The 17061-nt window shown below is 70.7% G+C and carries 15 protein-coding genes; 12 read left to right on the top strand and 3 right to left on the bottom strand.

Translation table 11 applies throughout. The annotated features are described in order from the left end of the window. Positions 1 to 7 precede the first annotated feature (7 nt). Positions 8 to 511 (bottom strand): pyridoxamine 5'-phosphate oxidase family protein, encoded by a 504-nt coding sequence (locus ACIGJI_RS03355; protein WP_187663842.1) that lies wholly within the window; start codon positions 509 to 511, stop codon positions 8 to 10. Positions 512 to 645: 134 nt separating this feature from the next. Here ACIGJI_RS03355 and ACIGJI_RS03350 point away from each other — a divergent pair, with 134 nt between their 5' ends. From ACIGJI_RS03350 to ACIGJI_RS03325, 6 genes are all read left to right on the top strand, one after another. Continuing rightward, a complete protein-coding gene (locus ACIGJI_RS03350) occupies positions 646 to 1686 on the top strand; it encodes a TIGR00730 family Rossman fold protein (protein WP_187663843.1) in 1041 nt (346 codons plus the stop codon). Positions 1687 to 1872: 186 nt separating this feature from the next. After that, entirely contained in the window at positions 1873 to 2856 is a 984-nt protein-coding gene (gene nusA / locus ACIGJI_RS03345; protein WP_187663844.1) for a transcription termination factor NusA, read from the top strand. A 62-nt stretch (positions 2857 to 2918) separates the two neighbouring features. Further along, positions 2919 to 3173 carry a YlxR family protein gene (locus ACIGJI_RS03340; RefSeq protein WP_083391685.1) on the top strand — a complete coding sequence of 85 codons (255 nt, stop codon included), beginning with the start codon at positions 2919 to 2921 and terminating at the stop codon, positions 3171 to 3173. Between the two features lie 94 nt (positions 3174 to 3267). Beyond that, positions 3268 to 5997, top strand: a complete 2730-nt coding sequence (gene infB / locus ACIGJI_RS03335; RefSeq protein WP_187663846.1) for a translation initiation factor IF-2 — start codon at positions 3268 to 3270, stop codon at positions 5995 to 5997. 105 nt (positions 5998 to 6102) lie between these two features. Then, positions 6103 to 6528: a 30S ribosome-binding factor RbfA gene (rbfA, locus tag ACIGJI_RS03330; protein ID WP_187663847.1), complete on the top strand. Its 426-nt coding sequence runs from the start codon at positions 6103 to 6105 to the stop codon at positions 6526 to 6528. Between the two features lie 159 nt (positions 6529 to 6687). After that, entirely contained in the window at positions 6688 to 8742 is a 2055-nt protein-coding gene (locus ACIGJI_RS03325; protein ID WP_363444389.1) for a helix-turn-helix transcriptional regulator, read from the top strand. A gap of 7 nt (positions 8743 to 8749) precedes the next feature. Here ACIGJI_RS03325 and ACIGJI_RS03320 read toward each other — a convergent pair whose 3' ends face one another. Then, positions 8750 to 9646, bottom strand: coding sequence for an A/G-specific adenine glycosylase (locus ACIGJI_RS03320; protein WP_363444386.1), 897 nt, complete (start codon positions 9644 to 9646; stop codon positions 8750 to 8752). 52 nt (positions 9647 to 9698) lie between these two features. Between ACIGJI_RS03320 and truB the strand changes: the two genes are divergently transcribed. The 6 genes from truB to ACIGJI_RS03290 all read left to right on the top strand — a co-directional run bounded on the left by truB (position 9699) and on the right by ACIGJI_RS03290 (position 15977). Then, on the top strand, positions 9699 to 10592 hold the full coding sequence (gene truB / locus ACIGJI_RS03315; protein WP_315637026.1) for a tRNA pseudouridine(55) synthase TruB: 894 nt from the start codon (positions 9699 to 9701) through the stop codon (positions 10590 to 10592). Continuing rightward, positions 10589 to 10957, top strand: a complete 369-nt coding sequence (locus ACIGJI_RS03310) for a hypothetical protein (RefSeq protein ID WP_187663851.1) — start codon at positions 10589 to 10591, stop codon at positions 10955 to 10957. The genes truB and ACIGJI_RS03310 overlap by 4 nt, the downstream gene beginning before the upstream one ends. Positions 10958 to 11013: 56 nt before the next feature. Then, positions 11014 to 11451, top strand: a complete 438-nt coding sequence (locus ACIGJI_RS03305; protein ID WP_268776454.1) for a hypothetical protein — start codon at positions 11014 to 11016, stop codon at positions 11449 to 11451. Continuing rightward, on the top strand, positions 11448 to 12398 hold the full coding sequence (locus tag ACIGJI_RS03300; RefSeq protein WP_268776453.1) for a bifunctional riboflavin kinase/FAD synthetase: 951 nt from the start codon (positions 11448 to 11450) through the stop codon (positions 12396 to 12398). The genes ACIGJI_RS03305 and ACIGJI_RS03300 overlap by 4 nt, the downstream gene beginning before the upstream one ends. Positions 12399 to 12599: 201 nt before the next feature. Next, the gene (locus tag ACIGJI_RS03295; RefSeq protein ID WP_187663853.1) at positions 12600 to 14744 is read left to right on the top strand and encodes a DEAD/DEAH box helicase; all 2145 of its coding nucleotides are present in this window, start codon (positions 12600 to 12602) and stop codon (positions 14742 to 14744) included. Between the two features lie 204 nt (positions 14745 to 14948). Next, positions 14949 to 15977, top strand: coding sequence for a 6-phosphofructokinase (locus ACIGJI_RS03290; RefSeq protein ID WP_187663854.1), 1029 nt, complete (start codon positions 14949 to 14951; stop codon positions 15975 to 15977). Positions 15978 to 16071: 94 nt separating this feature from the next. On the opposite strand, the gene ACIGJI_RS03285 is transcribed toward ACIGJI_RS03290, so the two are convergent. Further along, positions 16072 to 16935 (bottom strand): DUF559 domain-containing protein, encoded by an 864-nt coding sequence (locus ACIGJI_RS03285; RefSeq protein ID WP_366243891.1) that lies wholly within the window; start codon positions 16933 to 16935, stop codon positions 16072 to 16074. Between the last annotated feature and the right edge of the window lie 126 nt (positions 16936 to 17061).

Genomic DNA, 17061 nt, shown 5'->3' with positions numbered 1-17061 from the left:
GGGCCGCTCAGCAGGTGATGCGGCCGTGGTTCATGATGTCGTCGTCCGGGGTGTCTCGGGTCACCAGCGCCTTGAGCGCCCCGGCGGCCATCGCGACCTTGCCCTTCGCGGGCTCCCAGAACTCGGCGACGACCGGAGTGACCTTGAGCAGCGCGATGCCCGGGGTCCCCAGGCCGTCCTCGAACCAGATGTCGAGGGAGGGGGAGTAGAGCTCCTCCATCTTCGCGCGGTCGTGGACGATCTCCGCGGTGCCGGCGACCGACACGTAGCGCATCCCCTTGGCGTCGCAGTAGGCCAGCCCCACGTCGTGATGACGACGGGCCTCCTCGACCTTCTCGGTGTCCTCCGCCGTGAAGAACCAGATGGCGCCGGCATCGTCCATCTGCCTGGTCGACATGGGGCGGCTGACGAGGTTCCCGTCCGGATCGGTGGTCGTGAGCATGGTGAAGTCGATGTCCTCCACGAGTTCGGCGACGCGGGCGAGGGCTTCGGGACCGGTGATCTCTGTCATGTCGCCATGGTGACGCCTTCCCCGGCGGCGGGCACGGGTGTTGACACCGCTCCTCCTCCGTGCTCCGGAGCCCCGGGGTACGGTCCCTCGGCGTTGCGTCCCGCCGACCGGATGCCGCGTGGGACGCTGGGGGCATGACCGAGGAACCGCTGCCGGCAGCCCTGAGCGACGAGATCAACCGTGTGCTGGACGAGGCGGGTGTGGCCACGGACCGTCGCCTCGTGATGCGGATGCTCCGCACCGCGCTGCTGCTGGGGGAGGACGGCACCGACCGCCTCGACCTCAAGATCGCCTCCGCCGCCCTGGCCGAGATGCGGGACGCGTTCCGCCTGTTCGCGCCCTTCCGCGGGGTGCCGAAGGTGACGGTGTTCGGGTCCGCCCGCACCCTCCACGACGACCCGCTGTACCTGCAGGCGCGTGATGTCGCCGCGGCCCTCGCGAGCGACGGCTGGATGGTGGTCACGGGCGCCGGGCCGGGGATCATGCAGGCCGCGGCCGAAGGAGCCGGGCCCGCGCTGTCGCTCGGTGTCTCCATCCGTCTCCCCTTCGAGGAGAAGGCGAACAGCCTGGTCGCGGGAAGCGATCAGGTCGTCGCGATGAAGTACTTCTTCACCCGCAAGCTCATGCTCATCAAGGAGTCGAGCGGCTTCATCTGCCTCCCCGGCGGATTCGGCACGCTGGATGAGATGTTCGAGCTGCTCACCCTCCAGCAGACGGGCAAGGCCGAGCCCACGCCGATCGTGCTGCTCGACGAGAAGGGCGGATCGTTCTGGCAGGGCATGCGGCGCTTCGTCGACGAGCACCTCGCGCCGATGGGGGTGATCTCCCCCGGTGACTTCGATCGGGTCGTCGTCACCGATTCCGTGGAGGAGGCTCGCGCCGAGATCACGGGGTTCTGGCGCAACTACGATTCGCTGCGGTGGGTCGGCGACACCCTGGTGCTGCGCCTCAAGGCCGAGCCGACAGACGCCGAGATCGAGGAGCTCAACGCCGGCTTCGCAGGGCTGCTGTCCACCGGGCGCATCGAGCGCACGGCTCCGCGGTCCCCGGAGGTCGCCGACGACGACCGGCTCGACCTCCCGCGCCTCGCCCTGCACCTGAATCAGCGTCAGGTGGGCAATCTCTTCCGCCTGATCGGGGCTCTCAACGCGCTCCCGTCCGCGCCGAAGGTCTGACCCCGCGACGCATCCCACGACGCAACAGGCTCCCACGCGGAATCAGGCTGTTCCCGCGGTGGGCGCCTGCTGCCGCGCGAATGCCTGTGCCCGGGCGCGGATGGCCCGGGGGCGCGGCACACGGTATCGTGGTACGGATGTCGCGCGTGCATTCGGGCGCGACGAGAGCTGAATAGGGAGGCCGTCATGGACATCGAACTGAGTCTGCTGCGAGGGATCGAGAAGGAGAAGGCGATCCCGTTCGACGAGCTCGTCGCGATCATCGAGCAGGCGATCCTGACCGCGTACTCCAAGCACGTCTCGCCCGAGGGCGCCGCGCCGGAGGGCGTCCGCGTGCACCTCGACCGCAAGACCGGCCACGTCGCCGTCCTCCAGGTCGTCCGCGACGACGAGGGTGCGATCATCGGCGAAGAGGAGGCGACGCCGGACGACTTCGGTCGCATCGCCGCGTTCGCCGCCAAGCAGGTCATCAGCCAGCGCCTCCGGGACATCGCCGACGACGCCGTCCTCGGCGAGTTCAAGGGCAAGGAGGGCGACATCGTCGCCGGCGTGATCCAGCAGGGGCCCAACCCGCGCATGATCCACGTCGACCTCGGCTCCGTCGAGGCGATCCTCCCGCCCGAGGAGCAGGTGCCCGGCGAGGAGTACACGCACGGGTCCCGTCTGCGCGTCTACGTCACCAGCGTCGCCAAGGGGCTCAAGGGTCCGCAGATCACTGTGTCGCGCACGCACCCCGGCCTCGTCCGCAAGCTCTTCGCCCTCGAGGTGCCGGAGATCGCCGCCGGACTCGTCGAGATCGTCGCGCTCGCGCGTGAGGCGGGCCACCGCACCAAGATCGCGGTGAAGGCCAACGACCCGGCGATCAACGCCAAGGGGGCGTGCATCGGTGAGATGGGGCGCCGTGTGCGAGCCGTCACGGAGGAGCTGGCGGGGGAGAAGATCGACATCGTCGACTACGACGCCGACCTGCCGACGTTCGTGGCGCACGCGCTGTCGCCCGCCAAGGTCACGAGCTCGTTCGTCCTCGACGCGAGCACCAAGGCCGTCCGCGCCCTCGTGCCCGACTACCAGCTGTCGCTCGCGATCGGCAAGGAGGGTCAGAACGCGCGTCTGGCCGCCAAGCTCACGGGTGCGAAGATCGACATCCAGCCGGACAGCGTCCTCGACTGATCCCGGTCCGTCCTCGACGCCACGCCCGGTGGCGGCGAGGACGGACGGAACGCAGGTGTAAGATGGAACCCGTACGAACGTGCGTCGGTTGCCGCACGCGTGCTCCCCGCTCCACTCTGCTCAGGGTGGTTGCCCAGAACGACACTCTCATCCCCGATGAGCGTGCTGTCCTGCCGGGGCGCGGCGCGTGGGTGCATCCGACACCCGAGTGCATGGAAGCCGCTCTGCGGCGTCGAGCTTTCGGAAGAGCACTGCGTGTGACCACTCAGCTGGACACACGGACCTTCGAACAGCACCCACCAAGAAACAAAGGCTGAACAGCTATGGAAACAAAGTGAACGGCTCGAAATGAGACCCGTCCGCGACTAGTGGTCTGCCCTGTCTGGGCAGACCGACCCAGACAGGAGAATTGTGGCTGGTAAACCACGCGTACATGAGATCGCCGCCGAACTCGGCGTCGACAGCAAGGTCGCACTTGCGAAGCTCAAGGAACTCGGCGAGTTCGTGAAGAGCCCGTCCTCGACGGTCGAGCCCCCGGTGGCGCGCAAGCTGCGCGCCGCGATCGAGGCCGACCCGTCCCTCAAGGCCGGGTCCGAGCCCGCTGCGGCGAAGCCCGCCGCAAAGCCGGCACCGAAGTCCTCGGCGCCCACCCCTGGCCCGAAGCCCGGACCCAAGCCGGGTCCTGCGGCTCCGGCCGCCCCGGCACCGGCGCCCGCCCCCGAGGCGGAGAAGGCTCCGGCACCGTCGGCGCCCGCGAAGCCCGCGGCTCCGGCCCCGGCCGCGCCGTCCTCCGGTGACGGCAACGCGCCGAAGCCCGGCGCGCCCCGTCCCGGCAACAACCCGTTCTCGTCCGCTCAGGGCATGGGCCAGCGTCCCGCCGGCCCTCGTCCCGGCAACAACCCCTTCGCCTCGGCGCAGGGGATGGGCCAGCGGCCGACCCCCGGCAACATCCCGCGTCCGCAGGCGCCGCGCCCCGGTGCTCCGCGCCCGGGTGCCCCGCGTCCCGGCTCGCCGCGTCCCGGTGCTCCCCGCGGCGGCCAGGGTGGTCGTCCCGGTGCTCCGTTCCAGCAGCGTACGGGCGGTCCCGGTCGCCCCGGCGGCGGTGGCGGTCCCGGTGCGGGTCCCCGTCCCGGTGGCGGTTTCGCCGGTCGTCCGGGTGGCGGCGGTGGCCGTGGCCGTGGTCCCGGTGGTGGTACCGCCGGTGCCTTCGGTAAGGGCGGCGGCAAGAGCAAGCAGCGCAAGTCGCGGCGGGCGAAGCGGCAAGAGTTCGAGATGCGGAGCGCCCCGGTCGTCGGTGGCGTCAACGTCACCCGCGGCAACGGGGAGATCATCCGCATGCGTCGCGGTGCGTCCATCGCGGACTTCGCCGACAAGATCGAGGCCCTGACCGGCTACACGGTGCAGCCGGGCACCCTCGTCACGATCCTCTTCAACCTCGGCGAGATGGCCACGGCCACCGAGTCGCTGGATGAGGCCACGTTCGAGGTCCTCGGTGAGGAGCTGGGCTACAAGGTCCAGATGGTCTCGCCCGAGGACGAGGACAAGGAGCTCCTCGAGGGCTTCGGTCTCGACCTCGAGAAGGAGCTGGAGGAGGAGAGCGAGGACGACCTCGAGATCCGTCCCCCGGTCGTCACCGTCATGGGTCACGTCGACCACGGTAAGACGCGCCTCCTCGACGCGATCCGTCAGACCAACGTCATCGAGGGTGAGGCCGGCGGCATCACCCAGCACATCGGTGCTTACCAGGTCTGGACCGAGCACGACGGCATCGAGCGGGCGATCACGTTCATCGACACCCCGGGTCACGAGGCGTTCACCGCCATGCGTGCCCGTGGTGCGCAGGTCACCGACCTCGCGATCCTCGTGGTCGCGGCCGACGACGGCATCATGCCGCAGACGGTCGAGGCGCTGAACCACGCCCAGGCGGCGAACGTGCCGATCGTGGTCGCGGTGAACAAGGTCGACAAGCCGGAGGCCAACCCGGCCAAGGTGCGTCAGCAGCTCACCGAATACGGTCTGGTGGCCGAGGAGTACGGCGGCGACGTCATGTTCGTCGACGTGTCGGCCCGTGCCAACACCGGCATCCAGGAGCTCCTGGACGCGGTGCTGCTCACGGCGGACGCCGGTCTCGACCTGACTGCCAACCCGAACAAGGCCGCTCGCGGTGTCGCCATCGAGGCGAAGCTCGACAAGGGCCGCGGTTCGGTCGCGACGGTGCTGATCCAGTCCGGAACCCTCCGGGTCGGCGATGCGATCGTGGCGGGCACCGCCTACGGCCGCGTCCGCGCGATGATCGACGAGAACGGCGAGGTCGTCGAGGCGGCTGCGCCGTCCCGACCGGTCCAGGTGCAGGGTCTGAACTCCGTGCCGCGCGCCGGCGACGTCTTCATCGTCACCGAGGAAGACCGCATGGCGCGTCAGATCGCGGAGAAGCGCGAAGCCGTCGAGCGCAACGCCCAGCTGGCCAAGGCCCGCAAGCGCATCTCGCTCGAGGACTTCACCCGTGCTCTCGAAGAGGGCAAGGTCGAGTCGCTCAACCTCATCATCAAGGGTGACGTCTCCGGTGCCGTCGAGGCGCTGGAGGAGTCCCTCCTCAAGATCGAGGTCGACGATTCGGTGCAGCTGCGCATCATCCACCGCGGTGTCGGTGCGATCACCGAGTCCGACGTGAACCTGGCGACGATCGACAACGCGATCATCGTGGGCTTCAACGTCCGCCCCGACACGAAGGCGCGCGAGCGTGCTCAGCGTGAGGGCGTGGACATCCGCTTCTACTCCGTCATCTACAACGCGATCGACGAGATCGAGAGCTCGCTCAAGGGCATGCTCAAGCCGGAGTACGAAGAGGTCCAGTCGGGTGTCGCCGAGATCCGCGAGGTGTTCCGCTCCTCGAAGTTCGGCAACATCGCCGGTGTCATCGTGCGGTCCGGGACGATCACGCGCAACGCGAAGGCCCGTGTCATCCGAGACGGCGTCGTCATCGCCGATGGCCTCGCCATCGAGTCGCTGCGCCGGTTCAAGGACGACGTCACCGAGGTGCGGACGGACTACGAGGCCGGTATCGGCCTCGGCAAGTACAACGACATCCAGATCGGCGACGAGATCGAGACGACCGAGATGGTGGAGAAGCCGCGCGGCTGACCCGCACGGCTCCGGCGGCTGCCTCCTCCTCCCATGACGGGGGAGGGGGCAGCCGCCTCCGCGGTTCGCTGGGAACCGCGATGCACAGAGGTGGGAGAAGGAACAATGGCTGGTGAACGACAGGCCCGACTCGCGGATCGCATCCGCGTGATCCTCGCCGAGCGCTTGGAGAAGGGGCTGCGCGACCCGCGTCTCGGCTTCGTGACCATCACCGACGTCCGCGTGAGCGGCGACCTGCAGCACGCTTCCGTGTTCTACACGGTGCTCGGTACGGAAGAGGAGCGCCTCGCCAGCGGCGCCGCGCTCACGTCCGCGACCGGAATGCTGCGCAGCGAGGTCGGTCGACAGCTCAGCACGCGACTCGTCCCCACGCTCGAGTTCATCCCGGACGCCCTCCCGGAGAACGCGGATCACATCACCGCCCTGCTCCGTGAGGCGCAGGAGCGGGACGCGGAGGTCGCCAAGCTGGCCTCTTCCGCGACCCACGCCGGTGAGGCCGACCCCTACCGTGCGGACGACGACGAGGACTGATCCCGTCTGATACCCTCAGGTCCGCGGCGGGACAACCGGTGGATCTGGGGGATCGACATCGAGTCTCGGAACGCGCCTGCGGGGTCGTCCGTCGCGCCCGGCGACGTCGAGGCGCTGCTGGACGAGCTTCGGGCTCGGGAGCTCGCGTGCGCCCCGCACGTGGCCGCGCGGCTCGTCGCCGCGCTTCCGGAGGACCCGGCTGCCGTCATGGCGGTGGCGGCCCGCCTCACACCGGAGCAGCGGCGAGGTCTCGGCCGGCTGCCGTGGCCGCTGCCGTCCGCCGCCGATGCCGTCCCTCTCGGCATGCTGTCGACCCCGGACCGGCTGCTGCTGCTCACCGTGGCGTTGACGTTCGAGGATGACCTCGATCCGGTCCTCGCGGTGGACGGGCGCGGCGTGGAGGAGGTGCGGGCGAGCGGCGCCTCGCCTTACCTGGTGATCCACGCGGGACGCGTCCGGTTCGCCGATCCCCGGATGGAGACGCGAGTGCACGCGACCGCGTCGGCGGCTGAGGTCGCGCATACGCACGCGCGCCTCGCCGCGGTCGCCGTCCGGCGGCGAGATCGGGTGGCTGCGGCCTGGCATCGCGCCCGTGGAGGCGCCGCCCGCGATCGTCTGTCCGCGGCGGCGTTGACGGCGGGTGCCCGCGCCGCGGCCGCAGAGGGACGCACGGAACGCGTGCTGCTGCTCGCCGCCGAGGCCGCGAAGCACGCGGCCGGCGACATCGGCGAGGAAGCGCGAATGCTCGCCGGGTGCGCGGCGCTCGCATGCGGTCATGCGGCGGATGCCGAGGAATGGTTGGGAAGCCTCGTCTGCGGTGCCGCCGAGCACCGTCGGGGGCGAGCGCTCGGACCGTTCCTCGTCGCCCGCACGTTCCGGTACGGAGCGGTGCCGGCCGTCGATCCGCAGCGGCTCGCTCCGCTGCGTACGGCGGACGGCGACTCCTGGGCGCGGTCCGCGGCGCTCCTGGCGATCCTGTGCGCGGAGCGCGGCGACCGCAGGGCGGGGCGCCGCTGGCTCGCCGAGGTCCGTGACGGGGCCTCGCGCGTCGGCGGGGACGGCCTCCTGCGGGACGCGGTCGAGACGCTGTGCGGCCTCCTCGCCGGGGAGGTCGTCACGGGTGACGTGCCAGGAATCGGCGGGCTGCTGGGCGCCGTGTCGGGGGCTCTGCATGCCGCGTGCGGCGGCGACATCGACGAGGGCCTGCGGCTGCTGCAGACCGCGGATCTCCCCGGGGTGGGGGAGCGCGATCCGATGATCCCCGGTTTCGAGCACAGCCCACTGGGCCGGGCCTACCGGGCCGTCACCGAGGTGCTGCTTCTGGTCTGGCGGGGAGACATCGGTCGCGCCAGGCTGCTGCTGCGGCAGGCAGCGGTCGAGCTCCCCGTCGCGATCCCGTTCGCGGGACTCGGCGTGGTGCTGGCTCGGCGGCTCGATCTGGCGGTCCTCGGCGCTTTCAGCCCGATCGCCAGGGCTCTCACCGCCGTGCTCCCTCGGGCCGCAGACATGGACGTACTGGTGGACCGCGCTGTCGAGGCGTTCCTGAACGGCTCCTTCGAGGCGGCCGCCGGTGCGATCGGGCTGTGGCGGGATCGCGGGGAGCCGCAGGCGCGCTTCGCGGTGCCGGGGGTGGAGGAGGTCGTGCTCGTCCCCGAGGCCGGACGGGCGTCACCGGCGGTGCGCCCACCGGAGACGGAGTTCGCCGACGCCCTGCGTCACGCCGTCGCGGCGTCCGGCGACGGTGCCTGGCGCACGGAGCAGGAGACCCTGCGAGAGGCGGCACGACGGCTTCGGTCGCCCTTCGCCCGCGGCCGTGTCGAGACGCTGTTGGGGGTCAGGTCCGGGCTGCACGGGGATCCGATCGCGTCCCGCAGTCACCTCGCGCAGGCCGAGATACTGTTCGAGGCCGCCGGGGCGAGCGCGTGGGGGCGTGCCGTCCGCCGGCGTCTGCAGCGGCTGGAGACCGACCCGCCCGTCATGGGCGGCGCGCATCTCCCCGTGTGCCGGAGCGCCTGGGCGCAGCGGCTGACGTCGCGGGAGCTGGAGGTCGCGATGCTCGCCGTCGAAGGCACGGGGAACCGCGCGATCGCGGAGCGCCTGTCGGTGTCGATCCGGACGGTCGAGGTGCATCTCGGACGCGTGTTCGCGAAGCTGCACGTGCGCAATCGTGTCGAGCTGACCGTATTGGCGCACCGGACCGAGCAGTACCTCTGAGCCGCGCTCACCGCGGCAGCGAGAGTCCCTCCCCGTCCGCTTCCGCGAGTCCGTCTGCGATCAGGGAATCGATCGCCCGATCCCGCTGATGCAGGTCGGGCCATGCCGGGAGGACCGCCGCGAGGGGAACCGGCTCGGGGGCCGCGTCGCGCAGGAGCCGGAGCACGGCGCCGCGGGCCTGCCGGTCCGACCCCTCGAACGTGGCCTGTCGCCGTCGCTCGTCTCCGGTATCGGGTCGGCCGGCTGCGAGCCACGCGCAGGTGTCAGCCAGCGGGCAGCGCTCGCACCGGGGCGCGCGCGACGTGCAGATCGTCGCGCCGAGTTCCATCGCCGCGGCGTTGAGGACGCTCGCCTCAGTCACCCCCTCGGGAAGCAGGGAGGACATGAGAGCGAGGTCGCGGCGGGATGGTGGCCCCGGTTGTGCCCGTCCATCGACGGCTCGTGCCAGGACGCGCCGTGTATTGGTGTCGACGACGGGATGTCGGTCGCCGTACGCGAAGACGGCCACGGCACGGGCGGTGTAGTCGCCGATGCCGGAGAGGGCGAGGAGGGCGTCGACGTCGCGCGGCACGACGCCTCCGTGCCGTTCGACCACCTCGATGGCGGCCCGGTGCAGCCACAGGGCCCGCCGCGGATAGCCGAGGTTCGCCCACTGGTGCACGACGTCCGCCGTGGACGCTGTCGCCATCGCGCGGGGCGTGGGCCACCGTGTCAGCCACGCGTCGAGATGCGGGATCACCCGGGTCACGGGCGTCTGCTGCAGCATGAACTCACTCACCAGGACGCCCCAGGCGCCGAACGTCGCATGGAAGTCCGGCCGGCGCCACGGGAGGTCGCGCGCCGCCTCGGCGTACCAGCCGAGCAGGGGCGTCAACGTCGCAGGGGACGGTGCGGGCGCGGCCATCCCTCCAGCCTAGGCGAGCGGTCGCCGCTCTCGGCCTCGGTAGGCTGGAGGGATGGCGACCCCCGGTATCCTCCTCGTCGACAAGCCCGGCGGGCTGACCAGTCACGACGTGGTCGCCCGCACCCGACGGGCCTTCGGGACCCGCAAGGTCGGCCACGCCGGGACTCTCGACCCGATGGCCACGGGGCTGCTCGTCATCGGCATCGAGGGTGCGACCCGCCTCCTCACGTACATCGTGGGCGCCGACAAGACCTACGAGGCGACCATCCGGCTCGGTGCCGTCACCTCCACGGATGACGCGGAGGGCGAGATCCTCCACACTGCGGACCCCGCCGCTCTCGTCGCGGTCGAGGACGCGGCGATCGATGCCGGGGTGGCCGCGCTGACGGGCGCGATCTCCCAGGTCCCGAGCGCGGTGTCGGCGATCAAGGTCGACGGTCGTCGCGCGTACGACCGGGTCCGTGCGGGGGAGGAGGTCGTCCTCGAGCCGCGGGAGGTCGTCGTCTCCCGGTTCGATGTCCTCGCCCGTCGCCGCGACGACCACGCCCTCGACCTCGATGTCGTCGTGGACTGCTCGTCCGGCACCTACATCCGCTCGCTCGCCCGCGACCTGGGCGCTGCCCTCGGCGTCGGCGGCCACCTGACGGCGCTCCGCCGCACCCGCGTCGGCCCGTTCGACGTGCGCGACGCGGTGTCGATCGACGCGCTCGACACCGCTCCCGTGCTCACCCCCGGCCAGGCCGCCGCTCGCGTCCTCCCCGTCCTCCCCGTCACGGCGGACGAGGCCCGCGATCTGCGCCACGGCAAGCGTCTGGCGGGGCAGGCGGTGCGCCTGGACGGTCCGCTCGCCGCGGCCATCGAGGACGACGGCGCGCTGGTGGGGATCGTCGAGAAGCGCGGCGCCGATGTGAAGAGTGCCATGAACATGCCGGAGGTCTCCCGATGATCCTGTGGTTCACGATCGTGGAGATCGTCGTCGCCGTCGCCGCCGGGCTCTTCTGCCTCGGTGCCGGGTTCGCCGGTCGGCGCCCCAGCGACTTCTCGGTGGGCGCACTCGCGCTCGTCGAGCTGCTGCTGCTCGTGCAGGTCGTGGTCGCCATCGTCGCGCCCCTCGCGGGGAATCCGCCGACCGGGGACCTGCTGGAGTTCTGGGTGTATCTCGTCTCGGCGGCTCTGCTCCCGATCGGTGCGGTGCTCTGGGCCCTCATGGAGCGCAGCCGGTGGAGCACTGTCGTTCTCGGCGTGGCCGCCCTCGCTATCGCGATCATGCTGTGGCGCATGCAGGTCATCTGGACGATCCAGGTCGCCTGAGCGCGGGCCGGGAGCGGACGCCGGGCGGCTCACCCGGCTCTAGGATGGAATGCGCTATGAGCTCCACCGCCCCCTCCACCCGGATGACCGGTATCGGTCGTGTCCTGGTGATCGTCTACGCCGTGATGGCGCTGGCGGCCACCGGGCGCAGCTTCGTGCAGATCGTCCGTCGATTCGACGAGGCCCCGCTGGCCTACACGCTGTCTGCGCTCGCCGCGGTCGTGTACGTCCTGGCGACGCTCGCACTCGTCTTCGCGCGGCGTCGGGGCTGGTACACCGTCGCGTGGGTCGCGATCGTGTTCGAGCTCACCGGCGTCCTGGTCGTCGGCGTCCTCAGCCTCGTCCTCCCCGAGCTCTTCCAGCACGAGACCGTGTGGTCGCTGTTCGGGCGCGGTTACCTCTTCATCCCTCTCGTCCTCCCGGTCTTCGGGATCTGGTGGCTCCGCACGCACCGGCCCGTCGAGGCCACGCGTCCGGTCGAGGTCGCCGCGTGATCGTGTTCCGGAATCCGGACGAGGTCCCGGACGGCTACGGCCCCAGCGCCGTCGCCATCGGGAAGTTCGACGGCGTGCACGAGGGGCACCGGGCGGTCATCCGCCGTCTGGAGGAGGCCGCCGCAGCCTCGGGGAGCCGTGCCGTCGCGGTGACGTTCGACCGCAACCCGCTCGCCGTGATCCGTCCGGACCGGTGCCCCGAGAACGTCGTGACCGTCGACCGCAAGCTGGAACTCCTCAGCGAGCTCGGCCTCGACGCGACGCTCGTGCTCACGTTCGACGAGACGCTCGCCGCCCGCAGCGCCGAGGACTTCGTCGTCGACATCCTCGTCGGCGCGCTGCACGTGTCCACCGTGCTCGTCGGTGCCGACTTCCGCTTCGGGCACCGGGGTGCAGGAACGCCCGAGCTGCTGCGCGCACTCGGCCCCCGCTACGGCTTCACGGTCGAGGTCGTGGACGACGTCTACCTTCCGGGTTCCAGCCGACGGGTCTCGTCGAGCTGGATCCGCGAGCTGTTGATGGCGGGGGATGTCGCCGAGGCCACTCGCGCGCTCGGACGGTATCCCGACGTGCGCGGCGTCGTGGTCCACGGTCTGAAGCGCGGACGCGAGCTCGGCTTCCCGACCGCGAACCTCTCCACGATCGTCGACGCGTTCGTGCCCGCCGACGGCGTCTACGCCGGATGGCTCGTCGACCACGACACGGGGATCCGGCATCCGTCGGCGATCTCGGTGGGAACGAACCCCACCTTCGACGACGTGCTCGTGCGTCAGGTCGAGGCCCATGTGCTGGGGGAGACCGGTCTCGACCTCTACGGTCATGACGTGACGGTCGAGTTCGTCGAGCGGCTGCGCGGCATGGTCGCGTTCGAGGGCATCGAGAAGCTGATGACGCAGATGGCCGCCGACGTCGCGCAGGCCGCGGCCATCCTCGACGAACCCGTGTAACACGGCGGCACCCTGCTTCCGCGGCCGGGGGCCGGGATGGCATAGAATGGCATCAGGCTCCCACCGGTCCCGCACGTATCGCGTGCTCCGGCGGGAACACCGATCCACAGTCCGCACGGTCCTGGCTCACGCCACACGCGGACGACGAGAACGGCTCACGGCTCCCTGAGGGAGCCGGAGCCCTTCAGGCTCAGGAGGAGCATGCCGACCACGGCAACCGCCGCCCCGCGGCGCAAGAAGACGTCCCGTCGCGATGACGAGGCACCCCTCATCCCGATCCTCGCGCGCAAGGTGCGCGAGATCGAGGCGAAGTCCCAGCGCGGCAAGCTGGGCCCCACGAACCGCACGAAGTTCCAGGTGATCGCGTTCCTGGTGCGCGAGGAGCGCGCCAGGGTCAAGGCCGACACCGAGATCACCGATGCGGCCCGCGCCGAGCTGCTCAAGCGGCTCGACGGCGTCGCGACGATCCTCGCGAAGACGGCCGCTCGGGACACCTCGCTCATCCAGCTGCTCGAGGCCGACCAGGCCACCTCGCCGGTCGCCAAGCGGATGCGTCGCGACTGGCTGCTCGAGTCCGGTGCCGAGCTTCCCCCCGAGGAGCTCATCATCGCCGACCCCGCGCCCGTACAGGTGTCGGTGGTGCCGGCGGCCATCGCGGAGCGTCAGGTCACCCCGCCGTCGGTCGAGGCCCGCCAGCTCGCCAACCCTTTCCTGGCGCCCGACCTGACGCCGCGTCCGGCCAGCACGCCGCGCCGCCGTCTCGACGGCTGGGAGCTCATGGGGCCGCTGTACAAGGCATTCGAGACGGGTGCGGGCGGTGCCGCGGCGTCGATGGAGCTTCCCCCGGCCCCCGAGTTCGATCACCTCTCGCCCAAGGGCCGCGAGATCATGGTGCACCAGTCGCGCTTCCTCGAGGCCGTCCGCGCCGGGCACCGCAGCTTCCTGCTCGCCGACGAGCCGGGCCTCGGCAAGACGGCGCAGTCGGTGCTCGCGGCCTCCGTCGCCGGCGCCTATCCGCTGCTGGTCGTCGTGCCCAACGTCGTGAAGATGAACTGGGCGCGCGAGGTCGAGCGGTGGACGCCGCAGCGTCGTGCCACGGTCATCCAGGGCGACGGCGATGACATCGACGCCTTCGCCGACGTGTTCATCGTGAACTACGAGATCCTCGACCGTCACATGTCGTGGCTGGCGTCGATCGGCCTGCGCGGCATGGTCGTCGATGAGGCGCACTTCATCAAGAACCTCTCGTCGCAGCGCTCGCAGAACGTGCTCTCGCTCGCCGCGCAAGTGCGCGAGCGCACGCCGGGGCACGATCCGCTCATGCTCGCGCTCACCGGTACCCCGCTCATCAACGACGTCGAGGACTTCGACGCCATCTGGCGTTTCCTCGGCTGGACGAACGGCGAGAAGCCCGGACCGGAGCTCATGGAGAAGCTCGACGCGACGGGACTGACGCCTGCCGACAAGGCCTTCTACCCGGAGGCCCGCGACGCGGTGATCTCGATGGGCATCGTGCGACGGAAGAAGAAGGACGTCGCCGCCGATCTGCCCGACAAGCTGATCGCCGATCTGCCCGTGCAGCTCGACGACGAGTTCGGCCGCAGCATCCGCCAGGCCGAGCGCGAGCTGGGGGAGCGGCTGGCCGCCCGTTACCGTCGCATCATCGAGGCACGCGGCGACCGCGGCCTCGCCCCGGGCGAGATCGACGACGACATCGTCCGTCTCGTCGCGCAGAACGAGCTCGAGGAGTCGAAGGCTGCCGGCACCGGGGGAGACAACGTCTTCACGATGGTGCGCCGCATCGGTCAGGCGAAGGCTCTCCTCGCGGCGGACTACGCCGCGCAGCTGCAGCGTTCGGTCGGCAAGGTCGTGTTCTTCGCGAAGCACATCGACGTCATGGACCAGGCGGAGGCGCACTTCGCTTCTGCCGGCATCCGCGCGGTGTCCATCCGCGGTGACCAGACGAACACAGCACGGCAGCAGGCCATCGACGACTTCAACGGCGACCCCGAGGTCGGCATCGCGGTGTGCTCGCTCACGGCGGCCGGCGTCGGCCTCAACCTGCAGGCGGCGTCGAACGTCGTGCTCGCGGAGCTGTCGTGGACCGCGGCCGAGCAGACGCAGGCCATCGACCGCGTGCACCGCATCGGACAGGACGAGCCCGTCACGGCGTGGCGGATCATCGCCGCCCACACGATCGACACGAAGATCGCGGAGCTCATCGACCAGAAGCAGGGGCTCGCGGCCCGCGCGCTGGACGGCGAGGCGACGGAGGAGACCGCCAGCGAGTCGGTGCAGCTGGCCGCGCTGATGCATCTTCTGCGCGAGGCTCTCGGCGGCCGCTGAGCGAGCGTCAAGAACAAGAGTTCTTAACGCTGCTGCAGGCGGAAGTTCCTGTCGCGGCGCGAACTTCGTCGGCATCGGTCGCTGCGGCCGTCAAGATCGCGGGTTTTCGACGCGCTCGAATGGCCACGCGAGGGGGCGGCGCGCTAGTGTCGATCGCAGGCACTGTCGCCTCACCCCCATCCCTCGACCTCCGAAGGCAGCAGCATGAAAATCGGCATCCTGACGAGCGGCGGCGACTGCCCCGGACTCAACGCGGTCATCCGCGGCATCGTGCTCAAGGGCACCACGACCTACGACCTCGAGTTCGTCGGCATCCGCGACGGATGGCGCGGCGTCGTCGAGGGCGACTTCATGCCCCTGACCCGGCACGAGGTGAAGGGCCTGTCCAAGGTGGGTGGCACGATCCTCGGCACCAGCCGCACCAACCCGTACGAGGGGGAGCGCGGCGGTGCGGAGAACATCGCGAAGACGCTCTACGGCCACAAGATCGACGGCATCGTCGCGATCGGCGGCGAAGGCACCCTCGCGGCGGCGGACCGTCTCGCCAAGGACGGCATCAAGGTGCTCGGCGTTCCGAAGACGATCGACAACGACCTCCGGGCCACGGATTACTCCTTCGGCTTCGACACCGCCGTGAACATCGCCACGGACGCCATGGACCGGCTCCGCACCACGGGTGACTCCCACCAGCGCTGCATGGTCGCCGAGGTCATGGGTCGTCACGTCGGCTGGATCGCGCTGCATGCCGGGATGGCCGCCGGGGCCCACGTCATCTGCATCCCCGAGGTGCCGATGTCGCTGGACGAGATCACCGCTCTCGTCACGAGCGCCCACGATCGCGGTCGTGCACCGCTCGTCGTCGTCTCCGAGGGCTTCAAGCTCGCCGGCATGGACGAGGCCTACAGCGACAAGGGCCTGGACGCGTTCAACCGACCGCGGCTGGGCGGCATCGGCGACCTGCTCGCCCCCGAGATCGAGCGGATCACGGGCATCGAGACCCGCGCCACGATCCTCGGCCACATCCAGCGCGGCGGCTCGCCGTCGGCGTTCGACCGCGTCCTCGCGACCCGCCTCGGCCTGCACGCCGCAGACGCCATCGTTGACGGCGCCTGGGGGCAGATGGTCGCGATGCAGGGCACCGACATCGTCCGCGTCCCGTTCGCTGATGCTCTCGGCGAGCTGAACACGGTGCCGCGCTACCGCTACGACGAGGCCGCCGCCCTCTTCGGCTGACCTCCGCCCGGCTTCAGGCTCTCGCGCCGCTTCAGGCATCTTGCTGTCTTTCTCGCCTGAACTCCCGTGAGGGCCTGTGCTTGTGTTCGGTCCGCTATCCGCGACCCGTCGCTCGATGGTCTGCGCGATGGAGCCCCTGCGCGAGCGCGGCCAGGACGGTGTCCTCGACATGACGGTCATCGACCATGACCTGGTGATAGTCGAAGCGGAGGACGGTGTAGCCGCGGAGTGCGAGCCTTGCGTCGGCAGCGAGGTCGCGTCGCCGGTCGCCCGCGGCGCTGTGGTGGCGGAAGCCGTCGATCTGGATGGCGAGCCGTTCGCCGATCACACCGTCGAGCGGATGGCCGTCGACCCACACCTGCTGTCGCACGTCAATGCCGACCGCGCGCATCCGTTCGACGAAGACCGTCTCGGGACCGGAGTCCGACCGGCCGCGGACGGTTCGAGCGAGGCGGTTCGCGGCATCGCACCGCCACCGGACGCGTGCGAGGGTGTCCAGTTCCACGGCCCCGTGGCGGACGGCGGACTCCCAGATCGCGCGGGCCTCGATCAACGGCCGGCATCGCGCGACGTGGAACAGGACGCCTAGGACAGGATCGACCGCCGCCCGCGGATGCACCGGAACGGGCCCCTGTGCGCAGTGCACCTGGACGCCGACGCGATCGAATCGAGAGGCGGTGCGGGGGAGGGCGACGTGCACCTCCGCGGCCCCGACATCCCACCATCCGGCGAGGGCCGCCGCGCTCACGCAGGTGACCCTCCCGCCCACGGATGCTGCGGCCCTGCGCCGTGGATCGACCTCAGGGACGAGCAGCCACGACCGGCGCACGCGCTCGAGCGTCCCTTCCCGCACCGCCCGACGCATCTGGTACTCGGTGAAGCCCGCCTCCCGCACGCGCGACGAATGCGCGGATCCTCCCTGCTCCCGGACCCAGCTCTCCACCCGTGTGCGTGTCACCCCTCCACCCTGCGGGCTCCCGCTGCCGCGCTTCACCACGCCACCGCGGATGGGGAGGCGCTTCCCGGAACTCTCTGCCTGTGCAGGAGCAGTGCTCGGTCGTCGATACAGGCCTCCACGCGAGCT

The organism is Microbacterium sp. NPDC064978, from assembly GCF_044543605.1.
Taxonomy (GTDB): domain Bacteria; phylum Actinomycetota; class Actinomycetes; order Actinomycetales; family Microbacteriaceae; genus Microbacterium; species Microbacterium meiriae.
This window is presented reverse-complemented; position numbering and strand designations above follow the sequence as displayed.

What these genes read in the sequence shown, in the direction of transcription:
- rbfA (WP_187663847.1), top strand. Translation starts at nt 6,103, where the DNA reads ATGGCTGGTGAACGACAGGCCCGACTCGCGGATCGCATCCGCGTGATC.
- ACIGJI_RS03350 (WP_187663843.1), top strand. Translation starts at nt 646, where the DNA reads ATGACCGAGGAACCGCTGCCGGCAGCCCTGAGCGACGAGATCAACCGT.
- ACIGJI_RS03340 (WP_083391685.1), top strand. Translation starts at nt 2,919, where the DNA reads ATGGAACCCGTACGAACGTGCGTCGGTTGCCGCACGCGTGCTCCCCGC.
- ACIGJI_RS03305 (WP_268776454.1), top strand. Translation starts at nt 11,014, where the DNA reads ATGAGCTCCACCGCCCCCTCCACCCGGATGACCGGTATCGGTCGTGTC.
- nusA (WP_187663844.1), top strand. Translation starts at nt 1,873, where the DNA reads ATGGACATCGAACTGAGTCTGCTGCGAGGGATCGAGAAGGAGAAGGCG.
- ACIGJI_RS03290 (WP_187663854.1), top strand. Translation starts at nt 14,949, where the DNA reads ATGAAAATCGGCATCCTGACGAGCGGCGGCGACTGCCCCGGACTCAAC.
- ACIGJI_RS03295 (WP_187663853.1), top strand. Translation starts at nt 12,600, where the DNA reads ATGCCGACCACGGCAACCGCCGCCCCGCGGCGCAAGAAGACGTCCCGT.
- ACIGJI_RS03320 (WP_363444386.1), bottom strand. Translation starts at nt 9,646, where the DNA reads ATGGCCGCGCCCGCACCGTCCCCTGCGACGTTGACGCCCCTGCTCGGC.
- truB (WP_315637026.1), top strand. Translation starts at nt 9,699, where the DNA reads ATGGCGACCCCCGGTATCCTCCTCGTCGACAAGCCCGGCGGGCTGACC.
- ACIGJI_RS03310 (WP_187663851.1), top strand. Translation starts at nt 10,589, where the DNA reads ATGATCCTGTGGTTCACGATCGTGGAGATCGTCGTCGCCGTCGCCGCC.
- ACIGJI_RS03355 (WP_187663842.1), bottom strand. Translation starts at nt 511, where the DNA reads ATGACAGAGATCACCGGTCCCGAAGCCCTCGCCCGCGTCGCCGAACTC.